At 63.8% G+C, this 19,297-nt stretch carries 14 protein-coding genes; 7 read left to right on the top strand and 7 right to left on the bottom strand.

Annotation, left to right across the window (positions count from 1 at the left end; translation table 11 throughout):
* Positions 1-6 precede the first annotated feature (6 nt).
* A complete protein-coding gene (gene ppnN / locus QQF40_RS12530) occupies positions 7-1,419 on the bottom strand; it encodes a nucleotide 5'-monophosphate nucleosidase PpnN (protein ID WP_285461523.1) in 1,413 nt (470 codons plus the stop codon).
* Between the two features lie 16 nt (positions 1,420-1,435).
* Positions 1,436-1,735: a hypothetical protein gene (locus tag QQF40_RS12535; RefSeq protein ID WP_166018474.1), complete on the bottom strand. Its 300-nt coding sequence runs from the start codon at positions 1,733-1,735 to the stop codon at positions 1,436-1,438.
* A gap of 307 nt (positions 1,736-2,042) precedes the next feature.
* Here QQF40_RS12535 and QQF40_RS12540 point away from each other — a divergent pair, with 307 nt between their 5' ends.
* Together QQF40_RS12540 and scpC are read left to right on the top strand one after the other, a co-directional pair.
* Positions 2,043-2,984, top strand: coding sequence for a LysR family transcriptional regulator (locus QQF40_RS12540; protein WP_043334148.1), 942 nt, complete (start codon positions 2,043-2,045; stop codon positions 2,982-2,984).
* Between the two features lie 368 nt (positions 2,985-3,352).
* Positions 3,353-5,083 (top strand): succinyl-CoA:acetate CoA-transferase ScpC, encoded by a 1,731-nt coding sequence (scpC, locus tag QQF40_RS12545; protein WP_285461524.1) that lies wholly within the window; start codon positions 3,353-3,355, stop codon positions 5,081-5,083.
* Positions 5,084-5,142: 59 nt separating this feature from the next.
* Here the strand turns inward: scpC and QQF40_RS12550 are convergent, their stop codons facing one another.
* The 5 genes from QQF40_RS12550 to QQF40_RS12570 all read right to left on the bottom strand — a co-directional run bounded on the left by QQF40_RS12550 (position 5,143) and on the right by QQF40_RS12570 (position 10,205).
* Positions 5,143-5,472 carry a YkgJ family cysteine cluster protein gene (locus QQF40_RS12550; protein WP_054556269.1) on the bottom strand — a complete coding sequence of 110 codons (330 nt, stop codon included), beginning with the start codon at positions 5,470-5,472 and terminating at the stop codon, positions 5,143-5,145.
* 79 nt (positions 5,473-5,551) lie between these two features.
* Complete coding sequence (locus tag QQF40_RS12555) at positions 5,552-8,026, bottom strand: YjbH domain-containing protein (RefSeq protein ID WP_285461525.1); 2,475 nt, start codon at positions 8,024-8,026, stop codon at positions 5,552-5,554.
* Between the two features lie 99 nt (positions 8,027-8,125).
* Positions 8,126-9,037, bottom strand: coding sequence for a hypothetical protein (locus tag QQF40_RS12560; RefSeq protein WP_175089462.1), 912 nt, complete (start codon positions 9,035-9,037; stop codon positions 8,126-8,128).
* Positions 9,031-9,819, bottom strand: coding sequence for a YjbF family lipoprotein (locus tag QQF40_RS12565; protein ID WP_285461527.1), 789 nt, complete (start codon positions 9,817-9,819; stop codon positions 9,031-9,033). The genes QQF40_RS12560 and QQF40_RS12565 overlap by 7 nt, the downstream gene beginning before the upstream one ends.
* Positions 9,819-10,205, bottom strand: a complete 387-nt coding sequence (locus QQF40_RS12570; protein WP_285461528.1) for a hypothetical protein — start codon at positions 10,203-10,205, stop codon at positions 9,819-9,821. Before QQF40_RS12570 ends, QQF40_RS12565 begins: the two co-directional genes overlap by 1 nt.
* A gap of 1,435 nt (positions 10,206-11,640) precedes the next feature.
* Here QQF40_RS12570 and QQF40_RS12575 point away from each other — a divergent pair.
* The 5 genes from QQF40_RS12575 to QQF40_RS12595 all read left to right on the top strand — a co-directional run bounded on the left by QQF40_RS12575 (position 11,641) and on the right by QQF40_RS12595 (position 19,226).
* Positions 11,641-12,837 (top strand): polysaccharide export protein, encoded by a 1,197-nt coding sequence (locus tag QQF40_RS12575; protein ID WP_175089466.1) that lies wholly within the window; start codon positions 11,641-11,643, stop codon positions 12,835-12,837.
* A gap of 73 nt (positions 12,838-12,910) precedes the next feature.
* Entirely contained in the window at positions 12,911-15,274 is a 2,364-nt protein-coding gene (locus QQF40_RS12580) for a GNVR domain-containing protein (protein ID WP_285461529.1), read from the top strand.
* 198 nt (positions 15,275-15,472) lie between these two features.
* Entirely contained in the window at positions 15,473-16,768 is a 1,296-nt protein-coding gene (locus QQF40_RS12585) for a sugar transferase (RefSeq protein ID WP_052384635.1), read from the top strand.
* 2 nt (positions 16,769-16,770) lie between these two features.
* Entirely contained in the window at positions 16,771-17,838 is a 1,068-nt protein-coding gene (locus tag QQF40_RS12590) for an EpsG family protein (protein WP_285461530.1), read from the top strand.
* Positions 17,835-19,226 carry a polysaccharide biosynthesis protein gene (locus QQF40_RS12595; RefSeq protein ID WP_285461531.1) on the top strand — a complete coding sequence of 464 codons (1,392 nt, stop codon included), beginning with the start codon at positions 17,835-17,837 and terminating at the stop codon, positions 19,224-19,226. Before QQF40_RS12590 ends, QQF40_RS12595 begins: the two co-directional genes overlap by 4 nt.
* Positions 19,227-19,297 lie beyond the last annotated feature (71 nt).

Here is a 19,297-nt window from a genome sequence, read left to right on the forward strand (position 1 = left end):
GGCCACTTACTTGCACAGGGTGTAGCAGGGCACGTAATCGCTGCCCGGCAGCTTCATGCGGCCCTGGGCGACGAAGGAGGTGAGCAGGGCGTCGAGACGCTCCATCAGCTCGGCCTCGGCGGTCAGGCGGAAGGGGCCGTCGCGCTCGATCTCCTCGATGCCTTCCTTCTTGACGTTGCCGGCGACGATGCCCGAGAAGGCACGACGCAGGTTGGCCGCCAGTTCGTGCACCGGCTGGTTGCGGTGCAGCGCCAGGCCCGACATGTTGGCGTGGGTCGGCGCGAAGGGCTGCTGGAAGTGCGGCGCGATGTGCAGGCGCCAGTTGTAGTAGAAGGCATCCTGATGCTGGCGACGGAATTCCGCCACCTTGTCGATGCCACTGCGCATGGTGCGTGCCACCTCGACCGGATTGTCGATGATGATGCGGTAGCGCGAGCGCGCTTCCTCGCCCAGGGTGTAGGCGATGAACTCGTCGATCTGCTTGAAGTACTCGGCGCTGGACGCCGGGCCGGTGAAGATGACCGGGAACGGCAGCTCGCTGTTTTCCGGGTGCAGCAGAATGCCCAGCAGATAGAGAATCTCCTCGGCGGTGCCCACGCCGCCCGGGAAGACGATGATGCCATGTGCGGTGCGCACGAAGGCTTCAAGGCGCTTCTCGATGTCCGGCATGATGATCAGTTCATTGACGATCGGGTTGGGCGATTCGGCGGCGATGATGCCCGGCTCCGAGATGCCCAGATAGCGCCCTTCGGTGCGACGCTGCTTGGCGTGAGCGACGTTGGCCCCCTTCATCGGGCCCTTCATGGCGCCCGGGCCACACCCGGTGCAGATGTCGAGATCACGCAGGCCGAGGTGGTAACCCACGTCCTTGGTGTACTCGTATTCCTCGCGGTTGATGGAGTGCCCGCCCCAGCAGGTGACCAGACTCGGCTCACGCGAGGACTTCAGCGCCCCGGCGTTGCGCAGGATATGGAATACCGCATTGGTGGTGCCTTCGGTGGTCGTGAGATCGAAACGCGGGGTGTTCTGGATCTCGTTGGCCACATAGACGATGTCACGCAACACGCTGGAGAGATGCTCGCGAATGCCGCGGATCATCTTGCCGTCGACGAAGGCATCGCCGGGCGCATTGTCGAGCTTGAGGCGAATGCCGCGGTCCTGCTGCAGTACCTCGATCTCGAAATTCTTGTGTGCGTTGAGCACCGCGACGCTGTCATCGGTCTGGCTGCCGCAGTTGAGCACGGCCAGCGCACAGCGGCGCAGGATGTCGTGCAACCCGTTGGAGGAGGTGTCGCGCAGGCGATTGACCTCATCCTGGGAGAGCACTTCCAGGCTGCCTTCCGGCGAGATGATGGTCGAGACCAGCATGGAGCTGGCATCACGTGAATAGGTCGTCGCTTCGCTGGTGACAGAATTCATGACTGTCTTCCTTGTGTCAGGCGCCCACGGTGGTCTGGGCGCGTTTCCGGGCTTCTGCCCAGAGTTCAGCAATGCGCTCGCGGTCGTCCACGCTCATGCTGTCCTGGGCAAAGGCGTGCTGCATCCACTCTTCAAAGGTGGCGTCAAAGTCTTCCGCAACCACATCCTCGGGATCGTAATCGGCGTTTTCCAGCACCAGTTCCACCTGGGGAATCATGTACCCCAGCGGGAACAGGTCGTTTTCGGCACACTCGCTTTCCATGGCGAGCAGCGCCTTGTGAATGGCTTCGCCGCGTGCAGCCAGAGCATCAGACATCTAAAGCATCTCGTGTTTCGGGCCAGTCCGAAGATTGGCCAGGACAGGGGTAAAGCGCCGGGCCCTGGCGCGTCATCGTGACGTTGAACACGGCAGACGCAGCCAGGGTGGCAGCTGGCATTGTCCATGATGCTAACACGCGAGAGTGGCGGGGCGCAGCGCTGCGCATGGCGGCCAGCTCTGGTAGAATCATGTGCTTTGCGGGTCGGTGGCCCCTGTGCTGACATGGCAGTTGCGTCATGCAGGTCGTCGCCGGCAACACGATGCGCCGAGTCGCGTCCCCCGTTCGTGAGTGGTCAGTGCCTTCATGTTCAACGCCCAGTATTTTCGTACCTTCATCACACTGGTGGAGACCGGCAGCTTTACCCATACCGCGCGCAAGCTGGAGATGACCCAGCCCGGCGTCAGCCAGCATATTCGCAAGCTGGAGCAGTATCTGGGCCGCTCGCTGCTCAATCGCCAGGGACGCAAGTTCTCGCTGACCGCAGCGGGGCGTCGCTGCTATGACTACTCCATCAAGCTGTTCGCCGAGCACACCCAGTTCATGCACTCGCTGGATGATGATTCCCCGGACAGCGGCGAATGCCGCGTGGCCAGTCCCTCAAGCGTCGGGCTGATGTTCTATCCGTTCACGCTGGGCTATCAGCAGCAGCATCCGGGGCTGACGGTCAGCTACAGCTTCGCCTTCAATTCCGAGATCGTGCAGGACGTGCTGGCGGGTCGTTTCGACCTGGGCATCGTCACCGAGCCGGTCAAGCATCCGGACCTGAACTTCGAGCTGTGGCATCAGGAGCCGCTGTGTCTGGTGGTGCCCGCCGACTTCGCCGGCAACAGTCTCAACGAGCTGATGGCGCTGGGCTTCATGAATTACGCCGATGGCGTCAACAATGCCAGTGCCTTGTTGCGTGAGAACTTCGCCGGTGAATTTCGCTCCATGAGCCACTTCCCGCAGCAGGGCTTCACCAACGATATTGGCATGGTGCTGGACGCCGTGGCGCGTGGTCTGGGCTTCACCGTCGTCTCGCGCACGGTGCTGGAGACCTCGCCGTGGCAGCGTCAGGTGCGCGAGATGCCGCTGACCGAAGCCGTCTATGAGAATCTCTACATCGTCACGCGTGACAATGCCGAGGTGCCGCGCCGCTACGAGCAGCTGCTGGGTGAATTCCGCCTGCAGCGTCGCAACACGCTCTACGGCTACGCCGATGCGCCGGAAAGCTTCGACAACATGGACTTCGACAGCATGGTGTAATTCCTCGCGACGTCATCTGCGCCTCCCGAAAGCCCGCTCTTCATGAGCGGGCTTTTTCGTGTCTCGCCGTCGCCATCTGCGCCGCATGCTGCGTCGCCCTTTGTGCACCACCGGGTTCCAGCCCCTGCCACCGCCTTGCGACCAAGGCCTGATGCGGGGGCGGCGTACTGCGTGGGATGCTGAAAGCCAGTGCCTGGTTATTGCAGACCTGTTTATTACAGCCCTGGCTATTTCAGGCTTGGCTATGCTTGGTCTGGTCTGGTCTGGTCTGGTCTGGTCTGGTCTGGTCTGGTCTGGTCTGGTCGGCGTCTGCCAGCGCCTTGTTTGCTCATTTCGTAGTGTCTTGCCCCTCAGGAGGTTCTGCCGTCGTGTCTTCATCCGGTTCTCGCTCCAGTGTCACGCCTCATGCTCCGTCAGCCTCCGCAGCCTCCACTGCTTCCGAGGCATCAGCCGCGCCTGTCGCAGCAGCTGCATCAAGCGAGGTCTTCTCGCTGCTGGCGCGCATGGAGGTCGGCGAGCTGACCCCGGAGCAGCACGCCGAGATCGCGCGCCGCTGTCGCTGGCCTGACTGGCAGTCGCGCCAGATGAGCGCCAGCCAGGCCGCCGAATTGATTCACGATGGCATGACGGTTGGCATGAGCGGCTTCACGCGGGCGGGAGAGGCCAAGGCCCTGCCGCTGGCGCTGGTCGAGAAGGCACGTCGCGAGCCGTTCTCCATCACGCTGATGACCGGCGCCTCGCTGGGCAATGACCTCGACGGCCAGATGGCGGATGCCCACATGCTGGCGCGGCGCATGCCGTTTCAGGTCGACCCGGTGCTGCGCCGCGCGATCAACGCCGGCGAAGTCATGTTCATGGATCAGCACCTGTCCGAGACGGTGGAGCTTCTGCGCAACCACCAGCTGAGCGACATGGATATCGCGGTGATCGAGGCCAGTGCCATCACCGCCGATGGCGGCATCGTGCCGACCACCTCGGTGGGCAACTCGGCCAGCTATGCGATTCTCGCCGACAAGGTGATCATCGAGCTCAATCTCGAGTCGCCGGCGGCGCTTGAAGGGTTGCACGACATCTACATTCCGCAGATGCGCCCCAGCCGGCAGCCGATTCCGGTGGTCGCGCCGGATTCGCGCATCGGCACGCCATATATCCCCATCGACCCCGCCAGGATCGCGGCCATCGTGCTGACCCGCGGCAGTGACAGCCCCTCGACCTGCACGCCGCCGGATGACGGCACCGAGCGCATGGCGGGTCATCTGGTCGAACTGCTCAAGCAGGAGGTCGCGCTGGGGCGTCTGACACCGGCATTGCTGCCGCTGCAGGCCGGCATCGGCAGCATGGCCAACGCGGTAATGAGTGGCTTGAAGAAAGGGCCCTTCGAGCACCTGACCATGTACTCGGAGGTGCTTCAGGATTCCACCTTTGACCTGCTGGATGCCGGCAAGCTCGATTTCGCCTCCGGCTCCTCCATCACCGTCACCGAGGAGCGTGGCCGCACGCTGTGGAAGGACCTCGAGCGCTATCGTGATCGCCTTATCCTGCGCCCGCAGGAGCTCTCCAATCATCCGGGCATCGTGCGGCGCCTCGGCGTGATCGCGGTCAATACGGCGCTGGAATTCGATATCTACGGCAACGTCAATTCCACCCACGTCTGCGGCACGCGGATGATGAATGGTATCGGCGGTTCCGGCGATTTTGCGCGCAATGCCCAGCTGTCGGTGTTCATCACCAAGTCACTGGCCAAGGGCGGTGATATCTCGAGCGTGGTGCCGTTCGCCAGCCACGTGGACCACACCGAGCACGATGTCGATATCCTCGTCACCGAGCATGGGCTGGCGGACCTGCGCGGTCTGGCGCCACGCGAGCGGGCGGTGCAGGTGATCGAGAACTGCTCGGACCCGAGCTATCGTCCTGCGCTGCGCGCTTACTTCGAGGAGGCGTGCCAGCGGGGCGGCCACACGCCGCATTGTCTGGAGCAGGCGCTGAGCTGGCATCGCGAGGTAGAGGTGAAAGGGCATATGCGCGCCATGCGCACGCTACCCGAGACAAGCCCGAGCCTTGAAGGAGCGGCCCCATCGGTGCCGGAAGCCACTGCCTGAGACAGCACATCAGGCCGGGCACGACTGGCAGACAATGAAGACGAGCGCTGGCAGGCGGCCTACTGATCGAGGCCGTTTTCCAGGCGCTCGTCTTCGCATTCGGGGCTACCCATCTCGTAATCGCGGCACAGCTGCGGGCGCCGGTCGTAGATGGTGCACATCAGCGTTTCGCGGTCGACGGCGGCACACCAGCCATCGTCGAGACGGCGCATGACTTCGCCGCCCCATTCATCCTCGTCGATCAGGTAGTCCGGCACGCCGGTATCAGTGAGCAGAATGACCTCAAGACGGCAGCAACAGGCCTGGCAATTGCTGCAGGCGATCTCGTGATTGGCAGGTGTCGCAGCGCCGGCAGTGGCCGGCGAGACGTCGGTAATCGGAATATTCATCGGGTCAGGGTCAGCCACAGTGAGTCAGGCGCCAATATCGGCACGCTTCAGCCGGCAGTGAAACACACTCACGCACGGATTACTTGTAGACCTTGTCGATGCCTTCCCAGTAAGTCTCGGGATCACGATCGCGCGTCATGTCATACAGCTGATAGCGGCGGTTGAGGCGTGCGCCACCATCACGGGTCAGCGGTGCCCAGGCAAAGCCGGTGCTGCCCTTGCTGGAGGTGGTGAAGAAGGCATCCAGCGGGATGCTGACGTAGAGGCCCTTGTCGAAGCTACCCTCGCCGTAGTCATCGCCGGCATCGGTCAGGGTCGCCCAGGCGCCGACGCTGACCCCGTTGGAGAAGCTGCGCGACAGGTCCAGCGTCGCACCGATATCGCCGGCCAGATAACGCCCCACCGAGCCCTTGACCAGTACATCGTGCCAGCCGGACTGCCAGTAGGCGGTGGCGTGGCCGGTGGTGACCGAGTAGTCACGCAGGCCGAATTGCTGGTCGAACTCGCGCTGGCGGACGCGGTTGATGTCCAGCCCCAGCGCCAGCGAGCTGTTCATCGGACGATAGAGCAGCTCGGCACCGACCCCGGCATACATCATCTCGAGAATGCCGCCGTAGGCCTGGGCGTACCAGTCGCGCCCGAACTGGTGGGTGCGGTTGTACTGCAGGCTGGTAATGCCCAGGTCGGTTTCCTTGATGTATTCCCCGACATAGGTGCGCACGCGCGGCAACTCGGAATCGGCGATGTACTCGTAGTTGTCGAAGTTGTCGGCAAGCTGATAGGTCGCCACGCCGGTGAACCAGCCATTGCGGTCGGTACGCCACAGGGCGTCCAGCTGCAGGTTGAGCTGATAGAGGTAGCCATCGGGGCCGCCGAAGTTCTGCTTGAGGCTCGGCGAGAAGCCCCAGCTGAAGCCGAACGGCTCGCGTGCCAGCTTGACGCCATCCCCTGTCGCCTGGCGTGCCGCATCATCGTCGCTATCGGGCGAGATGGTCTGAGGCGAGGCAGCATGGGCGGTGATGGAGTGCTCGTATTCAGCGCCGAAGCGACGGTCATTGGCGGCGGCCACGAAGGGCTGGCGCGGATGCTCATCTTCGCGCAGCGCCAGACCATTGCTGCTCAGGCGATAGCGGAAGGTGGTGATCTCGACGGGCAGGCGGTTGTGCAGCACGCGGTTGGCGCGGCCTTCGGCCTGCAGGTCATCACGGAAGCGCGTCGCTTCGGCCTCGACGATCAGGGTATCGCCATCGACCCGCAGCTGTGACACCTCAAGGCCGCTCTGGGCACGCAGGGTATCGGCCAGCGCGTCCCAGTCCACGTCGGCAAGACGCGGGAGATCTTCTGCCTGCGGGCCATCAGTCGTGCCGGGCTCGAGTGGGGTGTCCGCGGGCGCGCCGCCGAACGAGTCGAGGGTCAGCAGGCGGCCTTGTTGATCCTTGTTCGCTGACGGCTCTCTGTTCGCTGAAGGCTCTTCATGGGCTGACCGCTCAGCCGCCACGTCTGCCGGTCGGGCAGCGCTGGCGGTGGGGGCGGAGGGTGCGGTGTTTGGTGAAGCGTTCGCGTTGAGCGAGCGCACACGGAAGGCTTCCGGTGTCTGGTCGTTGCGATAACGGCTATGGGTGCTGGGGGCGACCGCCTCCGGCGTGCCATCGTCCTTGGCCTGGGCGAGCCCGGCCAGATTGGTCGACAGCGACAGCCCCAGCATGGCGGTGTTGCCTCGCTCCCAGCCGCCATGCAGCGACAGGTTGTCATTGACCTTGACGGTCGCCCCCAGATTGACCGGCGAATCCTGTTCGATCTCCACCGTCAGTGGCTCGTCGGAATAGTCGTTGCCTTCATATTCCAGCATCAGGGTCAGCGGGTCCCAGGGCGTCTGATATTCGATGCCGCCGAAGACGGCCGGGCTGCCACTGAACATGCTGCCGAGCTGGAAGTCGCCGCCGTCATCGCTGGTCGAGTCGCTGCGCGTCTCGAGACTGCTTCTCACTATTGCCAGTGGATTGCTGAAGTCGCCGCGCGTGCCCAGATAGCCCCAGCCGAGGCCCAGACTGAAGTCGAGGTCGCCGTAGCGCTTGCTGGCGACCAGATACTCGGAGCTGAACAGGCCCGTACCGCCGAGATCTCGCAGGCCCACCGCAACTTCGGGCTGATAGCGGCCTTCTTTCATCAGACGGAACTTGGTGTCGAAGGATTTATCCAGGTAGTCGCGGTCCGGGGCGGCCGCGCCGTAGCTGACGGTTTCCACCGAGACATAGCGAAAGCCCAGCTCCATCCAGTCGAAGGGCGCGGCGTTTACGCTGAAACGCTTGTAGGGCTGGGTGCGGCTGTAGGTGAAGCTCAATTCTCCCTGGGGCGCAAAACGCGCCGTGGGCGTCTGCATCAGGCCCACGCCACCGAAGTCGCTCTGGGATTCGCCGGTCGCTGCATGGGCGATCTGCGCACCCAGCAATCCGCCCGCCATGCCGAGTGCCAGCCAGCCATTGCGTGCCAGGGCAGGGCGCTGCTCGGGGCTTGAGTGCGTAACGTGATTGGCAGGGCGAAAAGGACTCGACATGGGCGTCTCGCATGCACGCAAGCCAGGGGCTCACGTACGTGAATAAGGGATTGGGTTCGCGGTCAGGTGCAGTGTGCTGCGCCGGGGCAGCCCCGCCGGCTAGCGCGGGGGCGTCGAAAGCTTCGCGGCGTCCAGCTGCCAGCTCTGGCAGGCATCGCCGGGGAGACGGCTGGCAAGCCAGGCCGGTAGCGCCTCGTTCACCCACTGCTGCGCGGTATCGATGCCCGGCGTACTGATCACCACGCTGGCGCCGGGGGCGACGGGCAGGTCGGCGTCGCCGCTGGTCAGACGATTCCAGCTCGCCACCGGGCGGGTCAGCACCTGGCCCTGCGGCGTCACCAGGCTGACCTCGACGGCTGGCCCGATGCCGCCGGCAGCGGCGCGCTCGTCGATCAGCGCATCCAGACTGAGATTCGGCGTCCACTTGCGCTCATGAACGCCGGTGGCGTCCAGAATTACCACGCTGCGCGGCGCCTGACAGGCACCGACCACCATGCCCGGGGCGATGCGGATCGCCTGCGGGCCGTCGTGCATGTCGCGGCGCGGGTCGAGCTGACCGGGCAGGCGTGCCACCACGGCGTCAGTATCTGGCGAGTGGGTGCCTGACGCGCGGCCCTGCTCGACATAGGCCTGCCAGGCCTGCAATGCCTCGGCGTAACGCGCCTGAAGGCTGTCTTCCTTCGCGCCGACGGCGTAGCGCGCCGCGATCAGTTCGAGCTCGGCGCTGACGCGGTTGGCCCGTGCGGCCATCTGCTGGCGAATCAGCGGCGTGCTGACGAAGCTATAGCGCCAATCCAGCGCTTTGGATGGCGCGAGGCTATTCCATTGCGCCTGCAGCACCTGACTGGCCAGCGGCGTGCTCGCGGCACTGAACGGCAGCGGGGTGTCAGCAGCGCTCGACAGGGGCGCGGCCAGCAGTGCGCTCAGCCCGAGGGGCAGCAGGCGGGCGGCACTGTTCAGACGGGCCAGTGATGGCAGACGGGCCAGCGATGAGAAGACGGGGGTCACCATGCCTTGGCGACCTCCCAACCGAGCCGCGGGCCATCGGGCCAGGCCGTCATGTCGGCCGCCCAGACGCGATTCTCGTCACGCCACAGGTCATTGCGCGTGGTGCTGCCATCGTCCCAGCTCAGAATCTCGCGGCAGTGCTGCAGCGGCAGTTCTGCCAGCGGCAGCGAATAGGGGGCGGCGGCCTCGCATTCGAGTCGCGCCGTGGCCTCGTGTACCTGCATCACGGCGACGTCATCCTGGCGCTGGCTGCCGGTGGAGGCGGCATCCTGACGCACCAGGCGACGCGGGTAGGGGGACAGCGCACTGACACTGACCTGATAGGTCGTGCCACTGGCCATCAACCAGGCCGGACGCGCCAGAGCGTGCCCGGTAGTACTTTGCTCACGCCTGTCCGCCACATCACGCGCAAAGCCTGAAGTGGCGGACAGGACGCCATCGCGCAATTCGACGATGCCGCGGTCGCGGCTCTCGAAACGCGCGATGCGCCCATTGCCTTCAAGCGTCGCGAGAACCACCAGCGCGGTGCTGTTGGCATGCTCAAGCTTGAGAGAGGCATAGGGCAGCTCGCTGGCACGTGTGGCGTCAAACTCGTCCTTGCCCATCACGTCACCGAGCGAACTCGCGACGATCTGGGCACACCCGGAAAGCGACACCAGACACGCGAGGGTGCCGAAGGCCGCCAACGACCTGTTGCGCAGAGCACGGGAGACCACCGAGGTAGCCGCCGTGCCCTGCGCAGGGCTTGAGAACGTGAAGCGTTGCGTCGCACGTGCCGTCTTCATCAGCGAGTCCCGGTTGAACCAGTGGTGCCGGTTGTCCCGGTGGTACCGCTCGTGCCGGTGCCGCCGCCGACGGTGCCGGTGGCGGCACCTGCAGCGACGCTGCCGCTGCTGGCGCTCGGCGTCACGCTGCCGGTGGCATTCTGGCTGGCAGTGCCGGTGCCGGCTGCGCTACCTGTCGGTACAGAGCCTGTCGTTCCGGTCGTGCCGGTAGTCCCGGTCGTGCCAGTCGTACCAGTCGTTCCGGTGGTGCCAGTCGTGCCGGTGGTGCCGGTAGTCCCAGTCGTACCGGTCGCACCCTGAGGCGCTTCTTCTTCCGCGATGGCATTGCCAGCGAGAAGCAGGGCACCTGTCAGGCCGATGATGGCTCCGAGATGTGTCTTGCGCATGGATAACTCTCCTTGATGAGCATTGCCGGCGGTCAGCCGACCAGGAAGGGATGTCAGACCACGATGTAATGACTCAAGGACTGAGACATCGGCGTCGAGGCTGCCAGCAGATGCTGGCGATCATCCAACCTGCTGCTGAAGATATCGATAGAGGAGAAGAGCGCCGTCCCTGACACCATCCCTGGCATCCTCCGTGGCGCGACCTCGTCCTGAGGTGTTCCTGTCATGACCGTATTCCCTGGTCATGCGCTTGCCGAAATTCATCGTTGCGCCTTGTTGTCTGCGCCTGACAGTCCTGTCAGGTGTCAGCCGCAGAGCGGTTGATGCAAGAAGTCCTTCTCCGCACAGAGACAAGGCCAATGAGTCACGGCAAAGCGAGGCTCATGTTAACGAGAATATGTGAACTGTCTAGCGCGTAGCCTTGCGTATTATTCGCGTTGATGGCTTGAGGATTATTTATGTAAAAAAGAGTAATTGGGGTGTGGGCGATTGGCGACGTGGCTGTCGATGATCCATCTAGCGCTGCGCCAGACGGGGTCCGCGTGGCGACTGGAATCCTGTGCTTGAGTGTGTCGCATTGCCGACGAAACAGGGTTTGAGGTGTCTGTCATCGGCAACGCGTCTTTCGTGGAAGTGGCGACATCGAGCGTACTTGTGGCGCTACAAACCAATGTTTTTATTGGATTTTTGTAACAGGGTGCTGATTGGCGGGAGGCGTGTATCAGGTAAAATGCACGGCAGACAGGGTTTGGTCACCTTGCCAAGAACGCCACGAATGGCGTGATCCAATGCAGGGCGATGCCGCTGTATTGGTGTTACTGATTCATCGGCAGATCCTCTGGAAGCTCCATGGGTCGTGGGCTGTAGTCGAAAGAGGTGTACCGTATTTCGGTAAAAAAACTACAGAAAGTTTGCTCTGCAATGGCGCTGAAGATATTGCCCAAATGCCAGCAAGAGGGGCATGAAGGCCGCCATGCAGAGAATGGTGTCAGAGTTGCAAGTGGAAAGTGCATTGAATGCACACGCTTGCTGAGTATCGTTGGTTGCGGTTCAGGGTCTTGCTTCGTAAATCTTGAACCATGTGCCTACATTCTGACTGGGGATGACGGCGGGACATGACAAGCCATGTGCATGATTCATATGGCGGAAATATCGCTGTAAGCGTTGCGGATCACACTGGCGCAGCGTGAATGAGGTCGCAGCAGCCAGTCGCCAGTCGCAAGACGCCGAGACCGCCAGGGTCCGGTACCCAATGCACGAGGGCCAACCCTCGGCAGCCGCGTGACAGCCAGGCAAGGCCGGCGACACGCATGACGCAGCAGGAACTGAAGACGTTATCGAATCCATCCCGGCGGCCATGTGCGGCGGGGGAAGGCGCGATGATCATGGCACTGGGGTGCCGGGTCATCGGGCCTGTCGACTCAACGGACTTCAGATGAAAAATGCACTGATAGCACGACTTCTGGGCGCCAGCTTGAGCATCGGCGCCCTCACCGGGCTCGCCGGGTGCGTCTTCGCCCCCGGTGGCAACATCGACTACGACACCAGCGCTGCGCCGGTGGACGACATCGTCGATGTGGAACCGATCACCTTTGGCCTGATCAAGGCCCAGGCGCGCGCAGACGCCGAATCGCGCCAGTCCAGTGGCGATGACAGGCAGCGTCGTGAGCTTGAAAAGGCGCTGACCCAGGAGCTCAACAGCAGCACGCGCGCCAGTCTGGCACCGGACTATCAGTACCGTGTCGGCCCCGGCGACATCCTGACCATCATCGTCTATGACCATCCCGAGCTGACCTTGCCGACGGGTTCCGAGCGCAGTGCGCAGGAAGCCGGCAACGTCGTGCATGCCGATGGCACGCTGTTCTATCCCTATGTCGGCCGCGTCAAGGTCAGTGGCATGACGCTGGACCAGATTCGCCGAGATCTCGGCGAGAAGCTGCAGCCCTACCTCAATGCGCCGCAGATCGACGTCAAGGTCGCCGCCTTCCGCAGTCAGAAGGTGCGGGTCACTGGCGAGGTCCAGTCGCCCGGCGTGCAACCGATCAGCGATGTGCCGTTGAGCCTGCTGGACGCCATCGCGGCGGCGGGCGGTCTGTCCGAAGACGCCGATTGGCACAACGTGGTGCTCAAGCGCAATGGCGAAGAGACCACCATCTCCCTTTATGAGCTGCTGGCCGAGCGCAATGCCAATGACGAGGCGGGCGATGATCGCCTGCTCAAGGATGGCGACACCCTCTACGTGCCGGACGTCGGTACCCAGAAGGTGTTCGTGATGGGCGAGGTGGACAAGTCCATCAGCCTGCCGCTGGGCAGAAGCCCTATCTCGCTGACCGATGCCATCGCGCGTGCCGGCGGCATCAAGGAAAACTCCGCCGATGCATCGGGCATCTTCGTCATCCGTCGTGATCGTGAAGACCCCGAGAAGCTGGCCACCGTCTATCAGCTGGATGCACGCAATTCCACGGCGCTGATTCTGGGGGCGGACTTCGGCCTCAAGCCGCAGGACGTCGTCTATGTCACCGCTGCACCGGTCTCGCGCTGGAACCGTGTGATTACCCAGCTGCTGCCGACGGTGAGCTCCATCTACTACAGCACCGAAATCCAGGACAACCTCGATACCCTCGGCCAGTAAGGCGAGGGGTCGTCAAGGCGTCCCTGCCCGGCACCGCCGTGGCCGGGCAGGACACCAGGAGAGTGACCCAACGATGTCGAACCGCAATTCCCACACCACGCGTCAGGCCTCGGCCAGCGAGTCGTCAAGCGTGCCCGCGCGCACCAGTCTCGATCTCGGCCGCATGCTGGGCCAGCTGTATGACAGCCGTCTGACGCTGGCGCTGATCACCGGCACCTTCACCGTGCTGGCGGTGCTCTACGCGCTGCTGGCCACGCCGATCTACAAGGCCGATGCGCTGGTGCAGGTCGAGGAGGGCGGCGGCAACATGAACCCGCTGCGTGATGTCTCCAGCCTGCTGCGTGGCGAGGCGCCGCCGTCCGAATCCGAGATCCAGATCATCACCTCACGCCTGGTGCTGGGCGAGACGGTCAAGAAGGAACAGCTGGATCTGGTGGTCAAGCCGTATCAGTACCCGCTGATCGGCACCTTCCTGCGTACCCACGAATTCACGCGTCCGAGCTGGTTTGCCGGGTCCAGCATGGTCTGGGCCGGCGAGTCGATCGACGTGGCAAGCCTCGAAGTGCCGGCGGCCTGGGACGACGTGCCGCTGACGCTCGTGTCGCTGGGAGAGGGCGGTGAGTACGAATTGCAGTACGACGGCGATGCGCTGGGCACCGGTGTGGTCGGCGACACCTCACGTTTCGATGGCCCGCTGGGCGAGGTGGCGCTCAAGGTCAGTGCACTGGACGCGGCCAGAGGTGCTGAATTCACGCTGATGCATCAGTCGACCCTGGAAGCGACCAATGCGCTGCGTTCGCGCTTCGCGGTGGCCGAGATGGGCAAGGAAACCGGGGTGCTGGGTCTGGCGCTGGTCGGCGAAGACCCGCTGCGCACCCAGCAGACCCTGCAGCGCATCACCGATACCTACCAGCAGCAGAACATCGAACGTCAGTCCGCCGAAGCCGAGAAGTCGCTCGAGTTTCTCAAGAAGCAGGTGCCGACGGTGCGTGAGCGTCTCGAAGTGGCCGAGAACCGTCTCAATGCCTATCGCGGCAAGAGCGATAGCGTGAATCTGGATCTCGAGACCAAGTCGGTGCTCGAGCAGCTGGTCAATATCGACAACCAGATCAACGAGACCCAGCTGGAAGAAGCGGAGCTGTCCGGCAAGTTCAACCCCAGTCACCCCAACTACGTGGCACTGCGCAAGAAGCGTGCGGACCTGCAGCAGACCCGCAAGGAGCTGGAGAAGCAGGTCGGTGACCTGCCGGACACCCAGCAGGAAATCCTGCGTCTGGAGCGTGAGGTCGAGGTCAATCAGCAGATCTACGTGCAGCTGCTCAACAAGACCCAGGAAATGAACATCGCCCAGGCCAGCACCATCGGCAATATCCGCATTCTGGACGAGGCCGTTGCGCAGCCGCATCCGATCAGCCCGCGCAAGGCGATAATCGTGGTGATCGCGACCCTGCTGGGCGGCATGCTCGGGGTGGTCTTCGTGCTGCTGCGCTCCATGCTGCATCGCGGTATCGAGACGCCGTCGGAGCTTTCCGACCTGGGGCTCAATGTCCACGCGACCCTGCCGCTCTCCGAGGAGCAGGCACGCCTCAACCGTCGTCTGGCGCGTGGCTTCAAGCGCTTCACCGGTCGTGGTGTCGCCGCAGCGGCCAATGACAACGTCGCGCCGGGGCTGCTGGCGATCCGCAACCCGGCGGATCTCTCCATCGAGGGTCTGCGCGGTCTGCGCACCAGCCTGCACTTCGCGATGATGGAGGCCCCCGACAATCGCCTGATGATCTGTGGCCCGAGCCCGGGCATCGGCAAGAGCTTCGTGTCCGCCAACCTGGCTGCCGTCTGCGCCCAGGCCGGCAATCGGGTGCTGGTCATCGATGCCGACATGCGCCGTGGCCATGTCCACCAGAGCATGGCGGGCGTCTCGCCCAGCGACGCCGCGCCGGGCCTGAGCGACTTCCTGCTCGGCAAGGTCGACCGCGACAGCATCGTGCGTGGCATCACTGATCCGAGTCTGGCGATGTCCGAGGCCGCTGCCGTGGCGCTTGGCGAAGGGGCGGCCGCCAATGGTGCGCCGAGCAACCTGTGCTACGTGGCGCGCGGTACCACGCCCTCCAACCCGTCGGAGCTGCTGCTGCAGTCACGCTTCAGCGATTTCCTCGACTGGGCCAGCGCGAACTTCGACATGGTCATCGTCGATACGCCGCCGATCCTGGCGGTTACCGATGCCGCCATCGTCGGCAAGCAGTGCGGTGTCAGCGTGATGGTGACGCGCTTCATGCATAACTCGCCCAAGGAAATCGAAGCGGCGCTGGAGCGCTTCGCCTCCAGTGGCGTGCATGTCGATGGCGCGATTCTCAATGCCGTCGAGCGCAAGGCCACCACGACCTACAGCTACGGCTACAGCTATCACGATTATCAGTACCAGGGTGGCGCCAAGGGTTAGCGGCCACTTGCATTAGAGCCCGCGAACCCGATGTCTGAGACTGCGTGCCTCGTTGGCAGTGGGGATCGGCAGTCGAGGCGAGAGCCGAGGCGGTACGGGTGAAGCATCGGGTAGCACGCCGTCGAGCGACGGCACCAGCGGCTCCGAGCGTGATGAACGGAACCACAACACGAACGCAAGCCAAGGGGGTAACGGCATATGAATACCACGACGAACCATGCAAGCTCCGGGCTGGAAGGGCGTCAGCGCCACTCCCGCATGTACGAGCGACTGATGTTCAACTCGCTGTGTCAGGCCATCGTCGGTCTGATTCTGGCAGTGGGCGTCCCGCTGCTGCTGATCAATGGCCTGCGCCCGTGGGTCAGCGAGATGCGCATGCACAGTGTCATCGCCGCCAGCGGCGGCTTCCTGCTCGCATTGCAGGCGATTCGTCACATGTCGCGCTACCCCGGCGCCAAGGCCTTCGCCTACGTGCTGCCGGCCATCACCATCAGCTATCTGCTGGCGATGAGCGTGTTGATCGCGCTGGATCTGCGCTTCAGCCGCATCGTGCTCGGCAGCTCATGGCTGGCGGCGATGCTGATCTGCTCCATCGGCTTCTGGGCCGAGCAGCGCACCCGCATCCGCAAGCTGGCCGTGGTGCCCTTCGGTGACTATCGCAGCCTGTTCACCACCCGTGGGGCACGCTGGAACCTGATGCGCGCGCCGGACCTGGGCGAAGAGCGCTACAACGGTGTGGTCGCCGACCTGGAAGCCGACATGCCGGCAGAATGGCAGCGTTTCCTGGCCAACTGCGTGCTGCATCGCATCCCGGTCTATGACGCCAGCGAAGTCCGCGAGTCGCTGACTGGTCGTGTCGAGCTTGATCAGGTGCGTGAGAACAGCTTCGGCCAGCTGGCTCCCAACAGCGAATATGAGCTGTTCAAGCGTCTGTTCGACATGCTGGCCGTGCTCGCCGTGGCGCCCTTCGTGCTGCCGATCTGCCTGGTGACCGCCGTGTTGATCCGCCTCGATTCGCCGGGCGGCGTGTTCTTTGTCCAGGAGCGTGTCGGCCAGGGCGGTCGTCCGTATCGCATGTTCAAGTTCCGTAGCATGTGCCACGACAGCGAGAAGACCGGTGCCCAGTTCGCCCAGGCCAACGATATGCGCGTGACCCGCATCGGTCGCGTGATCCGCAAGACCCGCATCGATGAGCTGCCGCAGTTCATCAACGTGCTCAAGGGCGAGATGAGCCTGATCGGCCCGCGTCCGGAGCAGGTCAAGTTCGTGAATGAATTCGCCGAACAGATTCCGTTCTACAACTACCGTCACGTGGTGCGTCCGGGCATCACCGGCTGGGCGCAGGTCACCCAGGGCTATGCCTCTGACGCCGACGAGACCCGCGAGAAGCTCGAGCACGACTTCTACTACATCAAGCGCTTCTCCGTGTGGCTCGACCTGCTGATCGTCGGCCGTACCATCAAGACCATGCTGACCGGCTTCGGGGCACGCTGAGCATGCTGACCGTCAGTGGCTATTACGTCGGCTTCATGGCCCTGCTGGTGGCAATCCTGCCGCTGGCTGCCAACGAGCGCACCCGCATGGTGGGTGCCTGGTTGGCCGGTGGGCTGTGTCTGGCGTTCATGGCATTGCGTTACGACGCAGGGTACGACTATTTCTCGTACCGCCAGATGGCCACCTGGCAGGTCGACCTGAGCTTTCTCGAGCCCGCACCTGCTGCCCTGGCACGCATGGCGCGGGCCTGGGGCGAGCCGCAGCTGTTCTTCATCATCACCGCCATTCTCTACGTGTCGTGCTTCGTCTCGGCACTGGTGATGAGCCGTCGCAATCTGGCCTGGTGCCTGCTGTTCTTCGTCTGCCTGCCGCTGATCTATCTGTCGGCCTTCGGATTCGTGAAGCAGCACGTGGCGATTGCGCTGTTCATGCTGGCGATGGCGTGCCTGGAGCGCGGCATGCGGCTGCCCGCGCTGGTGCTGATGCTCGTCGGCACCAGCTTCCACTACACCCTGGCACTGTATCTGCCCCTGCTGGTGATCTATCCGCTGTTGCGCCGTGCCTACCCGTTCTGGCTCTACCTGGGGCTGCTGCCACTGTGCTTCGTGGCCGGGCCGCTGGCCAAGAGCATTCTCAGTGCGTTGGGCCTCTATGCGCATTATTTCGAGGATTTTTCCGGCGGTGGCGAGAAGCTCTACGTCATCTACCTGTTGATCTGCCTGGGGACTCTGGTGCTGTGGAAGCATTTCCGCCTGTCACTGGACCCCTGGGCCTTCAACCTGATGTTCATCGGCGTGGCGCTTTATACCTTGTTCATCACCTACGGTGAGCATGTGGCACGTGCCAGCTATTATTTTCTGCCATTCGCCATCTTCGTCATCTGTGACGTGATCGAGCATTTCCGCGACAAGCTGTTGCCCAGCCTGATCAGCGGTGCGCTGATGATGGCGCTGTTCTTCATGTCGCTGAAGGTGGCGGCCGGCAATCAGGACCACGATTTCTTGAACAACTACGAGTTCTATTTCCTCAGCGATGAAGCCCTGGTCGTCGGCAACGGAGGCCAGTCATGAGCGAAGCGCTGATCTTCTCGCTGTTCAATCTGATGGCGCGCGGCCTGTCCTCAGCCGCAGGCCTGCTGCTGGCGCGTGCCGTGGCGCCGGAGGCCTTCGGTGAATACGCGCTGGCCCTCAACTACGCGGTACTGCTGGGCGTACTGGCGCGCATGGGCGGCAACGAGGTGTTGCTGGTCACCCGCGATGGTGCCAGCGGCGCGGCACTGCGTCGCTGGATGGGCGTCGGCATCTCGCTCTACGCCTTGCTGGCGATCGGCTTCGCCGTCGGCATCGCGCCGCTGCTGGGCCTGTCGGCCTTCATCTTCGCCTTCTGTGCGCTGCGCGCCGCGGCGGAGCAGGTCGGCCTGCAGATGATCAACTCGCGCCTGCAGCGTCAGGAGCGCCTGGGGCGCGTCAACCTGATGACGGTGCTGATCTCGCTGGCGGTGGCGATCGCGGTCGCCTGCGCCGCGGGCCCGGCGCTCTACCATCAGGGCGTCGCGCTAGTGACCGGCGCCGAGTTCGGCGCTGATCTGACCACCCCCGCCGGCATGTTCGGTCTGGCGCCGGTGCCGACCTTCGTGATGGTCAGCGCCATCGCGCTGGTCATCGTGATGGCGCTGGGCATGTGGCTGTCACGTGATGCGGCAGCGGATGCCCGGGCCGAGGCCGACGTGGCGGTGGGCCATGAGGGCGTGGGTCGAAAGGGTGCGGGCCAGCGCCGCCTGCCGAGCAAGGCCGATTTCGCGCGCGGTCGCGGCTTTCTCTACAACAACCTGATGTCGTTCGCCTACCTGCAGGCCTGGGTGATTCTGGCCGGGCTTGCCTTTGCGCCCGCTCAGGTGGCCAGTGTCTCGGTGGTGACCTCCATCGTGTTCGCACTCTATGTGTTCCCCACCAGCCTGTATCGCTACTACCTGCCCAAGCTGACCCACGGTGATGCGCGCCTCAAGGAGTACCTGGTCATCGCCAGTGGCTTCGCGCTGCCCGTGGCGGGGGGGCTGGCGCTGGTCGCGCCGTGGCTGGCGGAACACTTCCTGAGCGGCGCCTACCCGCGCCTGACCCTGACGCTGCGCGCCTTCGCGCTGGTCTATCTGGTGCACGCCTTCGTCACCTGCGCCTTCACGCGTCTGGCCGCGCTGCGCCTGAACGGCAAGCGCCTGCTGTGCCAGAGCACCGGCGCCACGCTGGTGGTCGGCGGGGGGCTTGCGATCGCGGCGCTCAATCACTCGCTGGGCAACGCGTCCGGCGACACTGGCAGCCTGTTGGGCATCGATCTCTACCGCCTTTTCCTGTGTGTGCCGGTCGCCGCCGAAGTGGTGATGCTGGCGATGGCGATCCTCTTCCAGCCATCACTGTCCCGTGGTGGCAAGGCACACGAAGACAACGCTGCGGCGAGTGCCTGACCGGGCTTCACGCGCGCAGCAGGAATCGGAAGGTCAGCATCTGTGACTTCCGGTTGATGACATGACGGCGA

This window comes from Cobetia sp. LC6 (assembly GCF_030264805.1).
Lineage (GTDB): Bacteria > Pseudomonadota > Gammaproteobacteria > Pseudomonadales > Halomonadaceae > Cobetia.